This window comes from Mycobacterium parascrofulaceum ATCC BAA-614, assembly GCF_000164135.1.
GTDB classification, from domain to species: Bacteria; Actinomycetota; Actinomycetes; order Mycobacteriales; family Mycobacteriaceae; genus Mycobacterium; species Mycobacterium parascrofulaceum.
Genome location: NZ_GG770555.1, coordinates 822,368 through 838,976, shown reverse-complemented (window position 1 = coordinate 838,976; position 16,609 = coordinate 822,368). Strand labels below are relative to the sequence as shown.

The window sequence follows — 16,609 nt, the reverse complement described above, 5'->3', positions numbered from 1 at the left end:
GTGAGCACCGCCCCGGCGGCGTCCGGCGCGCCCGCGTCGACCGTGGCCACTCCGGCCGGTGGCGGACCGGTGGGCGGCGGACCCGGAGTCGGCTTCGGGCCGACCGCGACGGACGGCATCGGCGCCGGCATGTCCGACGGCCTGTACGCGGCGGCGCTGTCGGGGTTGGCGGCGCGCGGAAGCGCCAGCGGCCGGGCGCGCCGCAAGTCAGCAGAGCCGGCGCCCGACGACCTCGACGCACCCGCCGAGGCCGCAGCGGCGGCCGCGGCCAAGAAGAAGGCTCGGGCCCGTCGCCGCCGCGCCGGGACGGCCACGGATCGCGCCTACCGGTACGAGTTCATGGACCTCGACCAGGATTCGGGCCTCGACGCCGAAGACCCCGACACCGTGCACCCCTCCGAGCGGGGTGGGGGATCGCTCGGATTCGCCGGGGCCGCAGCGACATCCGGTGCGGCCCGGCCCGCGGGTTTGGCGACGCTGACCCGCGGCGGGCTGAGCGAAGGCCCCACCGTGCCGATGATGCCCGGCAGCTGGAGCAACGACGATCAGCCGAGCGGGTAGCGCCGGGGCGTGAACACCCGATCGCCGGAATCGCCTGCGTACCATTGGGTTTGCGACGAGCCGACGATCAGCAGGCAGCGCATGTCCACGGTGGCGGGGTCGAGGTCGGCCAGCCGCACCACGCGGACATCTTCGTCGGGCCCGGCAACACTGCGTCCGACCACCACCGGCGTGCCGGGTTCGCGGTGTTGCAGCAACAGGTCCCGCATCGCGGCGACCTGCCATGTTCGCGTCCTGGACGCCGGGTTGTAGATCGCCAGCACGAGGTCGGCGGCGGCCGCGGCGGCCAGCCGCTCGGAGATGATCTCCCACGGCTTGAGCCGATCGGACAGCGAGATCACCGCGTAGTCGTGGCCCAGCGGGGCGCCGACCCGGCTGGCCACGGCCTGAGCGGCCGTCATCGCCGGAATGACCCGGACCCGCACCGCCGGCCACTCCTTGGCCTCCTCCAGCACGGCGGTGGCCATCGCGAAGACCCCGGGATCGCCCGACGACACCACCGCCACCGCCCGGCCCTCCTCGGCCAGCGCGCAGGCCAGTCGGGCACGCTCGGGTTCGTCGGTGTTGTCGCTGGGGTGCCGGCGTTGGCCGTCGCGGACCGGCACGCGATCCAGATAGCCGCCGTAGCCGATCAGGTCGGTGGCGGCCGCCAGCTCGCGCCGGCTCTGCGGGGTCATCCAGTCGCTGTCGCCGGGACCCAACCCGACCACCGCGACGGACCCGGCGGGCGGCGACTGACGGCCACGCCGCCCGCCCGGCAGCATCGCCAGCGAGAAGTACGGCACGCCGGCCTCGTCGACGTCGGCGGCGGGCAGGATGCGCTGCCCGGAGGTGCTGGCACGCTCGACGTAGTACGTGTCGTCAAGTTGGCCGGAAGCCGAAAGCGCTTCCCGCACAGCGTGATATGACCGCCCCAGTTTCAGCACCACCGCGGCGTCGGCGTCGGCCAGGCGGCGGGTCAGCTCGGCGACCGGCAGGGTGCCCGGCAGCACCGAGAGCACCTCGTCGCCGGCGACCAACGGCGTCGCGATGGCCGCCGAGGCGGCGCTCACCGACGTCACACCCGGCACGATGACGGCGTCGAACCGCTGCGTCAGCCGGGTGTGCAGGTGCATGTACGAGCTGTAGAACAGCGGGTCGCCCTCGGCGAGCAGCGCCACATTGCGGCCCGCGTCCAGGTGTGCGGCGATGCGCGCGGCGGCTTCGACGTAGAAGTCCTCCAGCGCCCCCGCGTAGCCGCCGGGGTGGTCGGTCACCTCGGTGGTCACCGGGTAGATCAGGTGCTCCTCGAGCTGGCCGGGCCGCAGGTACGGTTCGGCGATGCCGCGCGCGATGCTGCGGCCGTGCCGGGCGCTGTGGTAGGCCACGACGTCGGCCTCGCCGATCACCCGGGCCGCCTTGACGGTGACCAGTTCGGGGTCGCCCGGGCCCAGCCCGACGCCCCACAGGGTCCCTCGCGCGGTCATTCGCGGTCGCTCGCGATCGCGTTGACGGCCGCGGCGGCCATGGCGCTGCCGCCGCGGCGGCCCCGCACCACCAGATAGGACATCCCGCGCGGACGGTCGATGAGCTCCTGCTTGGACTGCGCCGATCCCACGAATCCGACCGGGCCGCCCAGCACGCCGGCCGGCGGGGAGACGCCCTCGTCGACCAGCTCGAGCAGCCGGAACAGGGCCGTCGGCGCGTTGCCGATCGCGAGCACCGCACCGGGCAGCCGATCGGCCCACAGCTCGACCCCGGCAGCCGATCGGGTGGTGTGCCGGCGCGCGGCCAGTTCGGGGGCGCGCGGATCGGCCACCAGTGAGACCACCTCGTTGCCGGCCGGCAGCCGCGCGGCGGTGATCCCGGCCGCCACCATCGAGGAATCGCACAGCACCGGGGCGCCGCCGCGCAGGGCGGCACCGACGCGCGCCGCGACGTCGTCGGTGAACGCGACGTGCTCGGCGACGTCGACCTGCCCGCAGGTGTGGATCAGCCGGACCACTACGCGCGCGACGTCGTCGGGGAACCGGGTCAGGTCGGCCTCCGCGCGGATGGTCGCGAACGACTGGCGGTAGATCTCCGCCGCGTCGCGGATGTAGTCGAGCACCCGATTACCGTAGCTGGCGGTATCCGTCGCCGGTCGCCAGCAGCACCTCACCGGCGAGCGGGCTGCCGCACGCGCGTTCGCAGCCGACGAAGTGACGGTGCACCCCCGAATCCGCTTCCAGCGCCTGCGCGGCGTCGGCCCGCACATCGGCGGCCGAGTGCGCGCACCCGGGGCTGCCGGTGCAGGCGCTGACGTCCAGCCAGGGGGAGTTCTCGTCGAAGACCAAACCCAACGGGGCCAGCACCCGCAGCGCGACGTCGGCGACCGCCTCGTCCAGATCGCACACCAGCACCGACCGCCACGGCGTGATCACCAGCGGCGCCTCGATCGCCGCCAGGTACTCCGCGACGCGGGCGGACAGCACGCCCAGCGGCACCGCGGCGCCCAGCGCCACCCGACCTTCGTCCTGGGCGATCCAGCCCACCGGCGGCCTGGTGACCGCGGGAAAGGGGGCGACGCCGAGTTCAACTCCGGGCAGCAGAGCGTCGAGATCATCCAATTCCTTGACGCGCCAAGCGCTTCCGCGCGTGGTGGCGAAGCGTGTGGCGATGACCGCCAGCGTCTCGACCACCTCGTCGGCGCCCAGCCGCACACCGGTGTCGCGTCCCGCCAGCAGCAGGGCGCAGCCGTCGGGAAACACGTGCACGCCGACGTCGGCGCACAGACCCGACACGTCGGCGCGCCCGTCGTCGACGCTGAACCAGAACCGGCCGCCCAGCCCGGCGAGTCGGGGCTCGGCGCAGATCACCGCGTCCAGGGCTGCGACCCACGGTCGCGCGTCGACGTTGCCGCCGGCCCGGCCGGAGAGCGGCGACGCGACGATGTTGCGGACCCGCTCGTGCGTCGCCGACGGCAACAGCCCGGCGGCGGCGATGGCGTCCGCGGCGGCCGCCTCGTCGGTGATCCCGCGCACCTGGATGTTGCCGCGGGCGGTGAGCTCCAGCGTCGACGAGCCGTATTCGCTCGCCACCCGCGCCAGCGCGGCCAGCTGGGCGGCGGTCAGCGCGCCGCCGGGGAGCCGAATCCGTGCCAGGGCGCCGTCGGCCGCCCGGTGCACCTGCAGCGCACCCGGGCAGGCGTCGGTGCCGCGCGTCCTGGCCACCCGTCCACGGTACCGACGGCAGCCCAATGCACATTGGGCGGCGGCCGGGGGTGATTGATACGGCCCGGCCCGGGGCACCCTCGTCTGCGTGCGGACAGTGGAGTACGCCCCGGGACGATTGGCCGACGTCTATGGCGATCCGACGCAACCCACCGTCCTGCTGTGGCACGGCATGCAGACCGACGCGCGCGCCGCCTTCCGTCCGCTCGCCGGCATACTCGCCGGGCGCGGCGCGGCGGTGGTGGCGCCGGACTGGAACTCGCACGCCGACGACGGCGGGCGCGCGGACCTGTTGCGGTCGCTCGATTTCGCCCGCGACTTCGCCGGCGAGGGAAACGCCATCGTGCTCGTCGGGTGGTCGATGGGAGGCGCGGCCGCGGCGGCCCTGACGCTGAGCGGCGATGCGGATTTGGCCCACACGGTCTGTCTGGCGGGCGCGTTCATGGTCCCGGACCCGATTTTCGGTCGGTGCGTGACCGACGAGCTTCCGTCGCAGCGGATCGGCACGCCGTTCACCCTGCTGCACGGCCTGGCCGACGACGTCGTCCCGGCGGCGGCCAGCAGGGAGTTCGCCGAAGGCCTGCGACGGGCCGGCTGGCCGGTCGAGCTGGCGGAACTGGCGGCCGACCACGGGTCGATCGCCGGCGCCGATTACGACGCCGTCGCGGATCGCTACGAGCCGGGGAAGAGCGAGGAGGCGCTGCGGGTCGCCGGAGAGGTCGCCGCCCGGATCGCGGCGACGCTGCGGTACGAATGAGGGGTGGCTGAGCCGACCATCCTGCTGCTGTCGACGTCCGATACGGACCTGATCAGCGCTCGCGCCAGCGGCAAGAACTATCGATGGGCCAACCCGTCGCGGCTGGGCGACGAGGAACTCCCGGACCTGCTGGCCGGCGCCTCGATCGCGGTGGTCCGCATCCTCGGCGGCTATCGCGCCTGGCAGAGCGGCATCGACGCGGTGATCGCCAGCGGTGTGCCAACCGTGCTGGTCAGCGGCGAGCAGGCCGCCGACGCCGAGCTGACCGGCCTGTCCACGCTCGCCGCCGGCATCGCGGTGCAGGCGCACATCTACCTGGCCCACGGCGGCGTGGACAACCTGCGCCAGTTGCACGCCTTCCTGTCCGACACCGTGCTGATGACCGGCTTCGGGTTCGGCCCGCCGGTCGTCACGCCGACCTGGGGGGAGCTGGAGCGGCCCACCGGCGCGGCCGACGGGCCCACCATCGCCGTCCTCTACTACCGCGCTCAGCAGCTGGCCGGCAACACCGGATACGTCGAGGCGCTGTGCCGGGCCATCGAGGACGCCGGCGGGCGGCCGTTGCCGGTCTACTGTGCGTCGCTGCGCACCGCCGAACCCGAACTGCTGCAACGCCTCGGCGACGCCGACGCCATGGTGGTCACCGTTCTGGCCGCCGGGGGACTGAAGCCGGCCACGGTGTCCGCCGGCGGCGATGACGACAGCTGGAACGTCGAACACCTTGCGGCCCTGGGCATTCCGATCCTACAGGGGCTATGCCTGACCAGCTCCCGGGCGCAATGGAGTGAAAACGACGACGGCCTGAGCCCGCTCGACGTCGCCACCCAGGTGGCGGTGCCCGAGTTCGACGGCCGCATCATCACGGTCCCGTTCTCCTTCAAGGAGATCGACGACGACGGGCTGATCTCCTACGTCGCCGACCCGGAACGGTGCGCGCGCGTCGCGGGCCTGGCGGTAAGGCACGCCCGGCTGCGCCACGTCGCCCCGGCGGACAAGCGGGTGGCCCTGGTGTTCTCGGCCTACCCCACCAAGCACGCGCGTATCGGCAACGCGGTCGGGCTGGACACCCCGGCCAGCGCCATCGCCCTGCTGCGGGCGATGGGCGAGCGCGGCTACCGGGTGGGCGAGCTGCCCGGGGTCGAGGCCAACGACGGCGACGCGCTGATTCACGCTCTGATCGAACGCGGCGGGCAGGACCCCGACTGGCTCACCGAAGGGCAGCTGGCCGGCAACCCGATCCGGGTCTCCGCCAGGGACTATCGCGACTGGTTCGCCACCTTGCCCGCCGAGCTGACCGACGCGGTGACGCACCATTGGGGTCCGCCGCCCGGCGACCTCTTCGTGGATCGCACACACGACCCCGACGGTGAAATCGTCATCGCCGCAATGCAATCGGGCAACCTGGTGCTGATGGTGCAGCCGCCCCGCGGCTTCGGGGAGAACCCGGTGGCGATCTATCACGACCCGGACCTGCCGCCCAGCCACCACTATCTGGCCGCCTACCACTGGCTGGACACCGGATTCGGATCGGACGCGGTGGTGCACCTGGGCAAGCACGGCAACCTGGAGTGGCTGCCGGGCAAGACACTGGGCATGTCGGCGGCCTGCGGGTCCGACGCCGCGCTGGGCGATCTTCCGCTGATCTATCCCTTCCTGGTCAACGACCCCGGCGAGGGCACCCAGGCCAAGCGGCGGGCGCACGCCGTGCTGGTCGACCACCTCATCCCGCCGATGGCGCGCGCCGAAACCTACGGCGACATCGCCCGGCTGGAGCAGCTGCTCGACGAGCACGCCAACGTCGCGGCGCTCGATCCCGGCAAGCTGCCCGCCATCCGCCAGCAGATCTGGACGCTGATCAGGGCCGCCAAGATGGACCACGACCTCGGGCTCACCGAGCGGCCGCCCGAGGACTCGTTCGACGACATGCTGCTGCACGTCGACGGCTGGCTGTGCGAGATCAAGGACGTGCAGATCCGCGACGGCCTGCACGTTCTGGGCCAAAAGCCCACGGGCGACGTGGAACTCGACCTCGTGCTGGCCATCCTGCGGGCCCGCCAACTGTTCGGCGGCGAGCACACCTTGCCCGGGCTGCGGCAGGCGCTGGGCCTGGCCGAGGACGGCACCGACGAACGGGCCTCGGTCGACCGGGCCGAGGCCGCCGCGCGCGAACTCGTCGCCGCGCTGCAGGCCAGCGGCTGGGATCCCGCCGCCGCCGACCGCATCACCGACAATCCGGCGGCGGCGGCGGTGCTGCGGTTCGCGGCGACCGAGGTGGTGCCCCGCCTCGCCGGCACCGCCGCCGAAATCGACCAGGTGCTCAACGCGCTGGACGGCCGGTTCATCCCGGCCGGCCCGTCGGGATCTCCGCTGCGCGGTCTGGTCAACGTGCTGCCCACCGGGCGCAATTTCTACTCGGTCGATCCCAAGGCGGTGCCGTCGCGGCTGGCCTGGGAAGCCGGTGTGGCCCTGGCGGATTCGCTGCTGACCCGCTACCGCGACGACCACGGTCGGTGGCCGCAATCGGTGGGGCTGTCGGTGTGGGGCACCTCGGCCATGCGCACCGCCGGCGACGACATCGCCGAAGTCCTTGCCCTGCTGGGCGTCCGGCCGGTCTGGGACGACGCGTCGCGGCGCATCGTCGACCTCACTGCCATCCCGCTGACCGAGCTGGGCCGCCCGCGCATCGACGTTACCGTGCGCATCTCGGGGTTCTTCCGTGACGCGTTCCCGCACGTGGTGACGATGCTCGACGACGCGGTGCGGTTGGTCGCCGGCCTCGACGAGCCCGCCGGCGACAACTACGTGCGCGCGCACGCCCAGGCCGACCTGGCCCAGCACGGCGATCAACGACGCTCGACGACAAGGATTTTCGGTTCGAAGCCGGGCACCTACGGGGCGGGGCTGCTGCAGCTGATCGACAGCCGCAACTGGCGCGACGACGCCGACCTGGCGCAGGTGTACACCGCCTGGGGCGGTTTCGCCTACGGTCGCGACCTGGACGGCCGTGAGGCCGTCGACGACATGAACCGCCAGTACCGGCGGATCGTGGTGGCCGCCAAGAACACCGACACTCGCGAACACGACATCGCCGACTCCGACGACTACTTCCAGTACCACGGCGGCATGGTCGCCACCGTCCGGGCGTTGACGGGCCAGGCCCCGGCCGCCTACATCGGCGACAACACCAGGCCCGACGCGATCCGCACCCGCACGCTGTCCGAGGAGACCACCCGGGTGTTCCGCGCCCGCGTCGTCAACCCCCGCTGGATGGCCGCGATGCGCCGGCACGGCTACAAGGGCGCGTTCGAGATGGCGGCCACCGTCGACTACCTGTTCGGCTACGACGCGACCGCTCACGTGATGGCCGACTGGATGTATGAGCAGCTCACCGAGCGCTACGTGCTGGATCCCGAGAACCGCAAGTTCATGGCCGAATCCAATCCCTGGGCGCTCCACGGCATGGCCGAACGGCTGCTGGAGGCCGCCGGCCGCGGCATGTGGGAACGGCCGCAACCGGATACCCTCGACGGCCTGCGCCAGGCGCTGCTGGAAACCGAGGGCGACCTGGAGGGCTAGGTAGGTTGACAGCGTGTTGGGAGCCCCGCCCAACGTGCGGCTGGCCGCACACTGGGCACCGAACGTGCGGCTGGCCGCACACACGGCACGGCTGAAACCTCAGATGAAGTCCGATCCGCCGTCGACGTTGACGGTGGCCCCGGTGACGTAACCGTTTCGCCGCGACGCCAGGTAGGCGGTAATCGAGGCGACCTCTTCGGGAAGTCCGGCGCGGCCGAGGTCGCAGGGCTGGTGAAAGTTGTCGTCGATCCAGGTCATGACGTCGACCGGATCGGTGGCGTCGAGGCCGCCGGCGGCGAGGATGTCTTTGAGCGCCTCGGTGAAGCTGGCCGTGACGATGGTCCCGGGGCACACGCAGTTGACCAGGATGCCGTCCTTGGCAAGGCTTTTCGACAAGTTCTTGGTGACGCTGGCCAGTGCCGCCTTGGCTGCCGTATAGGCGACGATGCGCGGGTTCTGCCGCTGAATCGAGTGTGCGGACAGCGTCACGATGCGGGCCCAATCGGCGGACCGCAGCAGCGGCAACGAGGCGCGGATCGACCTGACGCCCGACATGGTGCCGACGGCGAACGCCTCGTCCCATTGTGCGTCGTCCATCTGCTCGAAGTAGCCGTCCCCGGGTCCGATCGTGTGGACCAAGCAATTGAGTCGACCCCAGCGCTCGGAGACCATTTCGAAGGCATCCGTGATGGACCGGGCATCGGCCATGTCGACGCTGATTCCAACGGCGTCCGGAGCGCCGGCGGCGCGCAGTGCCGTGACCGCGATGTCGAGCGGTCCACGGCTTCTGGCCATCACGGCGACGCTGGCCCCCTCGGCCGCAAGGGTTTCGGCGATCGCCAGTCCCATGCCTTTGCTGCCCCCGGTGACCACGGCCGTCGATCCCGCGAACCCCAGATCCATCAGCAGCCTCCTTCGCTATTCGGTTGAGGGCACACCCGCTCGATCGCTTCCGGTGTCACGCCCAACCCGCGCAGGCAGAAACGCACACTGCGTCGGCGGAGGTCGTCGCGGTCACAATCCCCGGTCGCCCACTGTCGGTCGATGCCGGCCCAGACGACGCCGTGGATGAATTGGGCGTCGGTAACCGGATCGATGTGGTGGAACATTCCGTTGGATGAGCCGCGCCGAAGGCATTCGCTGAGTGGCTCGAGGATCTCGGCATATGCGGGCTGAACGAGGATGGGGGAGGCGAACATCTGAGATTGAGCCTCCATCGACAACCGGCGCAAGTCAGCGCCGATGGTTTCGTCGAACGCCAAATCGAGTCGCCCGTCAATCCACGCCGCCACCGCCTCGATGTCCGTGGCGGCTCGGTTCATTCGGCGCCGCAGGCGCCGCTTCTCGACGCGCGCGTTCTCCAGGAAGACCGCGGCAATCAATTCGTCTTTGGAGGCGAAATGCCGATAGAACGCGCGTGTGCTCAACCCTGCCCGTTCCAGCACGGCGCTGATACCCAGGCCGCGAACCCCGTGCTCGCGCAAAGCGGTCGACGCGGCCTGCAGGATCTCGCGGCGTACTTCCGGGTCGGGACGCAGCTTGTCGCGTCGCCGCGTGCGAGGAGCGGTCACTTCGTCAGCCGGTGGCATCGTAGGTGGCGAGGTAGTCGGCAAACCGTTCACGGACGCCTTCGGGCGTCAGGCCGTAGTCGGCCAACTCATAGTCATGCGCGCCACGGGAGCCGGGTCGGTGACCTTCGGCCCACCGCTCGACGGAGGCCATAGTGGCATCGGTGAAGCTCAAGCCCAAGGCCTCGTAGCCCGTTCGCAGGGTATGCACTGGATCGGTCTGCAGATCCGTGAACGAGACGTCGGCGAATCGGTCGTCGCCGACGCGGCTGCGGAAATCCATTGCCCGCCTTACGGCTTCGACCCAGCTGTCGACCTGCTCGGCGCCGAGTTCGTTGGCGTCGTTGCGATCGCTGCTCCAGCTGCGCAGGTACTGGATGAGGCTGCATACCGACCCCATCACCTTCGCCGGATCGCGGTGGCTCCAAAGGAATTTGGCGTCCGGGTATGCCTCGACGAGCGCGTCGAGCGCGAACATGTGCACCGGGGTCTTCAGATGCCAGAGCGTCGGTGGGCAATGCCATTGCAGCAGCTGCAGCACTCGCCGGTGAAACGTGTAGGTCCCGCGCATGTCGCAGTCCATCAGCCACGCGAGGTATTCGGGCGCGCGAACGGCGCCGTCGAAGTGGAACGTGCGGAAGCTCATTCCCATCAGATCCTGGCATTCGGTCGGTGCCGTCGGCTCGGAGTTGTACAGCGTCTTCATGAGGGGGAACATGTCATCGAGCATCTTCAGGCCGGCCTCGGCCTGTGCGATCCGCGGATCGGTGTGTTGGGTCGCAGCCTCCGGCGGCGGGGTGGGGGCTTGGGATTCCCACATCCGTAGCGACCGGAATTGCGGGTCGGCGGCCACCAGTTGACTCAATGCGGTGGTGCCGGTGCGGGGTAACCCGATCACGAATACGGGGCCGTGGACCACCTCGTCCTCGATCTCGGGATGGCGGCCGTAAGTGTCCTCGATCTTGAGGCGCTGAATCAGGGCGTTGCTGATAGTGGCGTGCTGGATGACCCGGCCGATGTCGTTGAGGTCGGCCAGGGTGTTCAGCGCGTCGACGATGCGCTCGAGTCCCTCGCGGTAGTAGGGCGATCCGAAATCGTCGAGACCCGTTGCGGCACGGGCACCGTCTTCCAGCTCGTCGGCGTCGAACGTCATTGCGCAAACCTGTTCTGCACGGCGCGGCGACGCGCCGCGAGAACGGACCGGCGCTGTTCGGGGGTGACTTCTGTGGTGTCCGGAGGCAACTCCGCTCGAATGGCGCCGACGGGCACCACGCGGGCCGCCGGCGTCGGGGCCGTCTCGGTGCGCACGCAGCGCAGGATGATCGGGCCGTTGCTGTGGCCGGTGGTGTCGAGCCAATTGGCGACGCCCGGGTCGTCGGGGCACAGCACCACGCGCACCAAGCCATCGGTGTCCACGACGGCCTGATGGGCATTGAGGCTGGACTGGTGGCGCCCGTAATGAATCGTCTCCCACCACGGATTGCCGATGGAAAGGCTCCAGTAAAGCCCTTGGGGTGGCTCCACTTCCACGATGAGCGCCTCATCCGGGCCCAGCTCCCACCGACCGATTACCGGTCTGTTCTCCGCCGCCGCCCCCATGTCGGTGCGGTCGATCGGTGGCAGGAATCCGTTGGGCGACGCCGCGACGCCGAATTGCAGGAAGAACGCAAGGTTGTCGGCGACGAAGTCACCGAGGGCGGTGATCTGCCGCGACACCAGCGTGTCCGGATCGACCGAAGGGCCGGTGGTTTCCACCGCCTCGCCGACTCTCTCGATGCGCAACGACGAGGCCACCTCGGTGTCCCAGTCGTAGAAGAAGTGGCGCACCGTCAACGTGGGACGGTCCCCCTCGATCCGCATCCAATTTCCCGGTCGGTCATCGGCCGACAGCACGACCTCGAAGTTGCCGTCCGCATCCACGTCGAGCTCGTCCACCAGCGCATTCGCCGTCGCGGCGATCCCGTTCATGGTCTGCAGCCCGACGTACCTCGCCGTGCCGCGATTTCCGAACAGCCGATAACTCTCGCCGCCGCGCAACACGGCACGGGTGTAGAGGCAGTCGGGGCATTCCATGCCCCAGGTCACCAGGTCGTCCGTGCTGGTGCGGCGCACGCTCAGAACCGGGTGCGGATCGAAAAGCAGCACCTCGTCGATTCCGGCGGCAAGCAATACCAGCAAATGCCGGATGCCGGCGGCGAGGTCGATTCGGTTTCGATTCACCGGGTCGGATTCGACGGTCCGTGCGGCTTCGCGCAGCTGGACCAGCAGGTGGGACCACGCCTGAAGAAGGTCCACGTTGCCGGTGTCTTCCGACAACGCCGCCTATGCGATTGAGAACGGCAGCCATGCCAGCGGTGTTTTCGGCTCGCTCAAGTTTTCCGCTTCCGTCGTTGCACCAGCCTTAAATGAAAACAATATTTTCGCTTAAGGATGTCACGACTATCGCAGTGAGCGCTCGCGATGTCAATGTCGAGTCGGTGCGGCGTACCTTGTTACCGTGACGCCCACATTCGCCGATCTCGCCAAGGCGCAATACATCCTGCTGACCACCTTCACCAAGGACGGCAAGCCCAAGCCGACACCGATCTGGGCGGCCGCCGACCAGGACCGGCTGCTGGTCATCACCCAGGAAAAGTCGTGGAAGGTCAAGCGGATTCGCAACACCCCGCGGGTCTCCCTGGCCACCTGCACCATGCAGGGCCGCCCGACCAGCGAGGCCGTCGAAGGAACCGCCGCGATCCTCGACAAGTCGCACACCGCGGCGGTCTACGACGCCATCGGGAAGCGCTACGGCGTCGTGGGCAAGGTCTTCAACTTCTTCAGCAAGCTGCGCGGCGGCATGGAGAACAACGTCGGCCTCGAGCTCAGGTTGGCCCAGGCCTAGGCCGCGTGGGCACCGTCCTCATCCCGATCCCGGACCGCGACTTCGACCCGACCGAGGTCGCCGTCAGCTGGCGCGTCCTGACCCGCGACGGTCATCGGGTGGTGTTCGCCACCGAGAGCGGCGCGCCCGGGGCGGCGGACGACATCATGGTGACCGGCCGCGGCTTGGACGTGTGGTCCGCCCTGCCGGTGCTCGGCGCCATCCCCCTGATCGGGCTGGCGCTGCGGGCAAACAGGGACGGGCGCGACGCCTACCGGGAGATGTTGGCGTCCAACGAATTTCGCCACCCCATCGCGTGGGCCCGGGCCACACTCGACGGCGTCGACGCGCTGCTGCTGCCCGGCGGGCACCGCGCCCGCGGCATGCGCAGCTACATCGACAGCGACACCCTGCACCGGCTGGTCGTCGATGGGTTCGCGCGAAAGGTCGTCGTGGCCGCCATCTGCCACGGTGTGCTCCTCGCCGCGCGCAGCGTCGACCCCGCAACGGGCCGCTCGGTGCTGTACGGGCGCAAGACGACGGCGCTGACGTGGGCGATGGAGCGGCTGGCGTGGCGATTGACGCGGGTCACCCGATTCTGGGACCGCGACTACTACCGCACCTACACCGAGCAGCCCGGCCAGGCGAGAGGCTACATGTCGGTGCAATCGGAAGTCACTCGCGCACTTGAAGATCCGGCGGACTTCCGCGACGTCGCACGCGGTTCGCCGGGCTGGTGGCGCAAGACCTCCGGCGTCGCGCGCGACACGGCGACCGACTCGCGGCCCGCGTTCGTCGTCGACGACGGCGGCTATGTGTCGGCGCGTTGGCCCGGAGACACCCACACGTTCGCGACGGTGTTGTCGCGAAAATTGGTCTGAACCAACATCAGGTCCCGGCGGCCAGATGTTCGCCGAAGAACGCGAAGACCCGGCGCCAGGCGTCCTCGGTGGCCGCGCGGTCGTAGCCGAAACCGGTGATCCGGAGCAGTGGCTGGGCGGGCAGTTCGTTGGCGAAGCTGTGGCCGACGCCGGGATAGACCTTCACGTCGGCGGTGATGTTCTTCTTAGCGATCGTCTCGCGCAGTTTCTCGGGCGCGCCCCGTCCCAGCGGATCGCGGGCGCCGAAGCTGGCCACGATCGGGCACGCCCCGTCGAGCGTCTTGTCGAGGTGGCGGGGGAGGGGAGCGCCGTAGAACGGCGCGGAGGCGCCGAAACCCTTGGGCGACATGACCAACGCGAACTGGCCGCCCATGCAGAAGCCCGCGATGCCGACCTGGCCGGAACATTCGGGCATGGCTTTCAGGTGATCGCGGGCGGCCAGGATGTCGTCGAGGGCGCGGCCGCGCTGCGTCTGCAGCTCCTTCATCACCCGGGTGATGCAGCGCAGGCGGCCGCCCCGCGCGTACATGTTCGGGGTGATCGCGATGTAGCCGGCCTGCGCGATGCGCTTGTTCGTCGACTCCTTGTCGTGGGCGTATCCGAACGCGTCGTGAATGACGACCACGCCGGGCCACGGGCCCTGGCCGGTGGGGAGGTCCAGCAGCGCGTCGATTGGTCCGTCGGGGGTGTCGATCTCGATCGTGGTCATATCGTCATCTAACTGCAATCGCCCCGGGCATCACCATGGGAACTTCGCCGCGGTCGGCGCTCGTTGGCGGGACATGTTGTCACGGCTGTTTTTCGTCTACGCCGCCGTCGAACTGGCGGCGGTCATCGCCCTGGTCTCGACGGTCGGGTGGGGTTGGACGCTGCTGGCGTTGGCGGGCGCGTTCCTGCTCGGCTGGGTCGTCGTGGTGCCGGCGATGGGCTCGCACCTGGTCCGTCAGATCGGGCACCTGCGTTCCGGCCTGGCCGAACCGCGCACCGCCGTGCGCGACGGGACGTTGGTCACGCTGGCCGCCGCGCTGGTGCTGGTGCCCGGACTGGTCACCACCGCATTGGGGTTGTTGCTGCTGGTGCGGCCGGTCCGGTCGGCCGTCGGTCCCGGCTTGGCCGCGATCGCCATGCGTGGTCTGCGGCGGCGGATGCCGCTGCTCGCCGACACGACGCTGTTCGCCCCGCGGCCGGGCCGCGCCCGCGTCGGCGACTACAGCGACGACTACAGCGACAACTACAGCGACAACTACATCGACGGCGAGGTCGTGGACGTCCGCGACTTGCGCCCGCCCGCCCTGCCGGACGAGCCGGTGCGCGGCGGATATCCGGGGCGGCCCGGCTGGGACTGATCGCGACGGCCCGAAGTCCACGTAGTTTTGCCGTGTGAGCGACACGCCCACCACGCTGCTGATCAACGGCCGGGTGCACAGCCCGTCCCATCCCGACGCCACCGCCATGGCGGTGCGCGGCGGCGTCATCGCATGGCTGGGCCGTGACGACGTCGGCCGCGAGCTGTTTCCCGGCGCCGACATCGAGGACGTGGACGGCCGTTTCGTCGCGCCGGGCTTCGTGGACAGCCACATCCATCTGACGGCGACCGGCCTGACGCTCAGCGGGCTGGACCTGCGCCCGGCGCGCTCGCGCGCGCACTGCATCCAACTGCTCGCCGACTACGCGGCCGCTCACCCGGGCCTACCGGTGTGGGGGCAGGGCTGGGACGAGTCGGCGTGGCCCGAAAACAGCCCGCCGAGCACCGCCGATCTCGACGCCGTCCTCGGTGACCGCCCGGCCTACCTGTCCCGGGTCGACGTCCACTCCGCGCTCGCCTCCACGGGATTGCGCCGGCTGGCCGTGGACCTCCCAACGGCGGCCGGCTTCGACCCCGACCGGCCGCTCACCGACGACGCCCACCACCTGGTTCGCGCGGCCGCCCGTGACCTGTTGACGCCCGGCCAGCTGGCCGAGGCCCGGACGGCCGCCCTGGCGGCCGCGGCGGCGGCCGGCATCGTCGCGGTGCACGAATGCGCCGGGCCCGAGATCGGCGGCCTGGACGACTGGCTCGGGCTGCGTGCGCTCGGGCACGGCGTCGAGGTGACCGGCTACTGGGGTGAGGCGGTGAGCACCGCCGCACACGCGCGGGCGCTCATCGAGCGGACCGGGGCCCGCGGGCTGGCCGGCGACCTGTTCGTCGACGGCGCGCTCGGATCCCGCACCGCGTGGCTGCACGAGCCGTACGCGGACGCCCAGGACCGCTTCGGCAATTGTTATCTCGAGCCCGACGCCATCGAGGCGCACGTGCGGGCCTGCACCGAGGCGCAGGTGACGGCGGGCTTCCATGTCATCGGCGACGCCGCCGTCGCGGCGGTGGTCAGCGCCTTCGAACGGGTGGTCGCGCGGCTCGGGGCGGTGGCCGTCGCCCGGTGCGGACATCGCCTCGAGCACGTCGAGATGGTCACCGCCGAGCAGGCCGCGCGGTTGGGCCAATGGGGCGTCATCGCCAGCGTGCAGCCCAACTTCGACGCGTTGTGGGGCGGCGCCGACGGCATGTACGCGCGGCGGTTGGGCGCCGAGCGAGCCAGTCGGCTCAACCCGTTAGCGCTGTTAGCATCCCAAGGCGTGCCCCTCGCGCTAGGTTCCGACGCACCCGTAACGGGTCTCGACCCGTGGGCGAGCGTGCGCGCGGCGGTCAACCATCACACGCCCGGCAGCGCGGTCTCCGCCCGGGCCGCGTTCGCCGCCGCCACCCGGGGCGGCTGGCGGGCAGCCGGCGTCCACGACGGCATGACGGGCACCCTGGTGCCCGGCGCACCCGCCTCCTACGCCATCTGGGACGCCGGGGCCCTGGACGTCCACGCCCCCCGGGACGCCGTTGCGCGGTGGTCGACCGACCCGCGCGCCCGGGTGCCGGCCCTGCCCCGGCTGGGCCCGGACGACGCGCTGCCGCGCTGCCGGCGAACGGTGCATCGGGGCGCTGTCATCCATGGCTAGGGAATGGTTCGGCCGAAGGGGCCGGCCCGACCACGCCGACGAGCCCGATCCGGTGGACGGCGCCCCGGCGGCGCGCCCGGACAGCGACCCGATCAGCGACGAGATCAGCGACGAAGCCGAGTCCGATCGCGACGACGAGCCCGCCGCCGTCGCCCCGGAGCCCGAAACCCGACCCGACCCCGACGCCGGCCCGGACGGCACCGAACCCGGCGCCACGGCGCGCACCG

The 16,609-nt window shown here is 70.8% G+C and carries 16 protein-coding genes and 1 pseudogene; 9 read left to right on the top strand and 8 right to left on the bottom strand.

Going from position 1 to position 16,609, the window contains the following annotated elements; all coding sequences use genetic code 11:
* A partial coding sequence (locus HMPREF0591_RS19360; RefSeq protein ID WP_040623140.1) for a PPW family C-terminal domain-containing PPE protein occupies nucleotides 1–561 on the top strand: 561 nt, incomplete at its 5' end.
* Here the strand turns inward: HMPREF0591_RS19360 and HMPREF0591_RS19355 are convergent.
* Genes HMPREF0591_RS19355 through cobG form a run of 3 tightly spaced genes read right to left on the bottom strand, consistent with a single transcriptional unit; the run spans nucleotide 546 to nucleotide 3,752 of the window.
* Nucleotides 546–2,027 carry a precorrin-2 C(20)-methyltransferase gene (locus HMPREF0591_RS19355; protein WP_007170346.1) on the bottom strand — a complete coding sequence of 494 codons (1,482 nt, stop codon included), beginning with the start codon at nucleotides 2,025–2,027 and terminating at the stop codon, nucleotides 546–548. The two genes, HMPREF0591_RS19360 and HMPREF0591_RS19355, sit on opposite strands and share 16 nt — an antisense overlap.
* Entirely contained in the window at nucleotides 2,024–2,650 is a 627-nt protein-coding gene (locus HMPREF0591_RS19350) for a precorrin-8X methylmutase (RefSeq protein ID WP_007170345.1), read from the bottom strand. The genes HMPREF0591_RS19355 and HMPREF0591_RS19350 overlap by 4 nt, the downstream gene beginning before the upstream one ends.
* A gap of 4 nt (nucleotides 2,651–2,654) precedes the next feature.
* Entirely contained in the window at nucleotides 2,655–3,752 is a 1,098-nt protein-coding gene (gene cobG, locus HMPREF0591_RS19345; RefSeq protein ID WP_007170344.1) for a precorrin-3B synthase, read from the bottom strand.
* A gap of 88 nt (nucleotides 3,753–3,840) precedes the next feature.
* On the opposite strand from cobG, the gene HMPREF0591_RS19340 reads away from it, so the two are divergent.
* A complete protein-coding gene (locus HMPREF0591_RS19340) occupies nucleotides 3,841–4,509 on the top strand; it encodes an alpha/beta hydrolase (RefSeq protein WP_040623138.1) in 669 nt (222 codons plus the stop codon).
* Nucleotides 4,510–4,512: 3 nt separating this feature from the next.
* Complete coding sequence (cobN, locus tag HMPREF0591_RS19335; RefSeq protein WP_007170342.1) at nucleotides 4,513–8,085, top strand: cobaltochelatase subunit CobN; 3,573 nt, start codon at nucleotides 4,513–4,515, stop codon at nucleotides 8,083–8,085.
* Nucleotides 8,086–8,184: 99 nt separating this feature from the next.
* Here cobN and HMPREF0591_RS19330 read toward each other — a convergent pair whose 3' ends face one another.
* The 4 genes from HMPREF0591_RS19330 to HMPREF0591_RS19315 are packed head-to-tail and all read right to left on the bottom strand — an operon-like array spanning nucleotide 8,185 to nucleotide 11,948.
* Entirely contained in the window at nucleotides 8,185–8,988 is an 804-nt protein-coding gene (locus tag HMPREF0591_RS19330; RefSeq protein ID WP_007170341.1) for an SDR family NAD(P)-dependent oxidoreductase, read from the bottom strand.
* A complete protein-coding gene (locus HMPREF0591_RS19325) occupies nucleotides 8,988–9,674 on the bottom strand; it encodes a TetR/AcrR family transcriptional regulator (RefSeq protein WP_007170340.1) in 687 nt (228 codons plus the stop codon). The genes HMPREF0591_RS19330 and HMPREF0591_RS19325 overlap by 1 nt, the downstream gene beginning before the upstream one ends.
* Entirely contained in the window at nucleotides 9,661–10,806 is a 1,146-nt protein-coding gene (locus tag HMPREF0591_RS19320) for a sulfotransferase family protein (protein WP_007170339.1), read from the bottom strand. Before HMPREF0591_RS19320 ends, HMPREF0591_RS19325 begins: the two co-directional genes overlap by 14 nt.
* Nucleotides 10,803–11,948 (bottom strand): DUF1214 domain-containing protein, encoded by a 1,146-nt coding sequence (locus HMPREF0591_RS19315; RefSeq protein WP_341860136.1) that lies wholly within the window; start codon nucleotides 11,946–11,948, stop codon nucleotides 10,803–10,805. The genes HMPREF0591_RS19320 and HMPREF0591_RS19315 overlap by 4 nt, the downstream gene beginning before the upstream one ends.
* A gap of 7 nt (nucleotides 11,949–11,955) precedes the next feature.
* Between HMPREF0591_RS19315 and HMPREF0591_RS34440 the strand changes: the two genes are divergently transcribed.
* From HMPREF0591_RS34440 to HMPREF0591_RS19305, 3 genes are all read left to right on the top strand, one after another.
* Nucleotides 11,956–12,081 (top strand): hypothetical protein, encoded by a 126-nt coding sequence (locus HMPREF0591_RS34440; protein WP_279626974.1) that lies wholly within the window; start codon nucleotides 11,956–11,958, stop codon nucleotides 12,079–12,081.
* A 69-nt stretch (nucleotides 12,082–12,150) separates the two neighbouring features.
* Entirely contained in the window at nucleotides 12,151–12,537 is a 387-nt protein-coding gene (locus HMPREF0591_RS19310; RefSeq protein ID WP_007170336.1) for a PPOX class F420-dependent oxidoreductase, read from the top strand.
* Between the two features lie 5 nt (nucleotides 12,538–12,542).
* Nucleotides 12,543–13,397 carry a type 1 glutamine amidotransferase domain-containing protein gene (locus HMPREF0591_RS19305; RefSeq protein WP_007170335.1) on the top strand — a complete coding sequence of 285 codons (855 nt, stop codon included), beginning with the start codon at nucleotides 12,543–12,545 and terminating at the stop codon, nucleotides 13,395–13,397.
* Between the two features lie 7 nt (nucleotides 13,398–13,404).
* On the opposite strand, the gene HMPREF0591_RS19300 is transcribed toward HMPREF0591_RS19305, so the two are convergent.
* Nucleotides 13,405–14,106 carry a dienelactone hydrolase family protein gene (locus HMPREF0591_RS19300; RefSeq protein WP_040623136.1) on the bottom strand — a complete coding sequence of 234 codons (702 nt, stop codon included), beginning with the start codon at nucleotides 14,104–14,106 and terminating at the stop codon, nucleotides 13,405–13,407.
* A gap of 73 nt (nucleotides 14,107–14,179) precedes the next feature.
* Between HMPREF0591_RS19300 and HMPREF0591_RS19295 the strand changes: the two genes are divergently transcribed.
* From HMPREF0591_RS19295 to HMPREF0591_RS33175, 3 genes and pseudogenes are all read left to right on the top strand, one after another.
* Complete coding sequence (locus HMPREF0591_RS19295) at nucleotides 14,180–14,743, top strand: FxsA family protein (RefSeq protein ID WP_007170333.1); 564 nt, start codon at nucleotides 14,180–14,182, stop codon at nucleotides 14,741–14,743.
* 106 nt (nucleotides 14,744–14,849) lie between these two features.
* A complete protein-coding gene (locus HMPREF0591_RS19290; protein WP_085981691.1) occupies nucleotides 14,850–16,382 on the top strand; it encodes an amidohydrolase in 1,533 nt (510 codons plus the stop codon).
* Nucleotides 16,375–16,609: pseudogene (locus HMPREF0591_RS33175) on the top strand (hypothetical protein); the annotation flags it as partial. The gene HMPREF0591_RS19290 and the pseudogene HMPREF0591_RS33175, both read left to right, overlap by 8 nt.

Coding starts and splice junctions, on each gene's coding strand:
- HMPREF0591_RS19355 (WP_007170346.1), bottom strand. CDS start 2,027: ATGACCGCGCGAGGGACCCTGTGGGGCGTCGGGCTGGGCCCGGGCGAC.
- HMPREF0591_RS19330 (WP_007170341.1), bottom strand. CDS start 8,988: ATGGATCTGGGGTTCGCGGGATCGACGGCCGTGGTCACCGGGGGCAGC.
- HMPREF0591_RS19325 (WP_007170340.1), bottom strand. CDS start 9,674: ATGCCACCGGCTGACGAAGTGACCGCTCCTCGCACGCGGCGACGCGAC.
- HMPREF0591_RS19320 (WP_007170339.1), bottom strand. CDS start 10,806: ATGACGTTCGACGCCGACGAGCTGGAAGACGGTGCCCGTGCCGCAACG.
- HMPREF0591_RS19300 (WP_040623136.1), bottom strand. CDS start 14,106: ATGACCACGATCGAGATCGACACCCCCGACGGACCAATCGACGCGCTG.
- HMPREF0591_RS19295 (WP_007170333.1), top strand. CDS start 14,180: ATGTTGTCACGGCTGTTTTTCGTCTACGCCGCCGTCGAACTGGCGGCG.
- HMPREF0591_RS19290 (WP_085981691.1), top strand. CDS start 14,850: ATGGCGGTGCGCGGCGGCGTCATCGCATGGCTGGGCCGTGACGACGTC.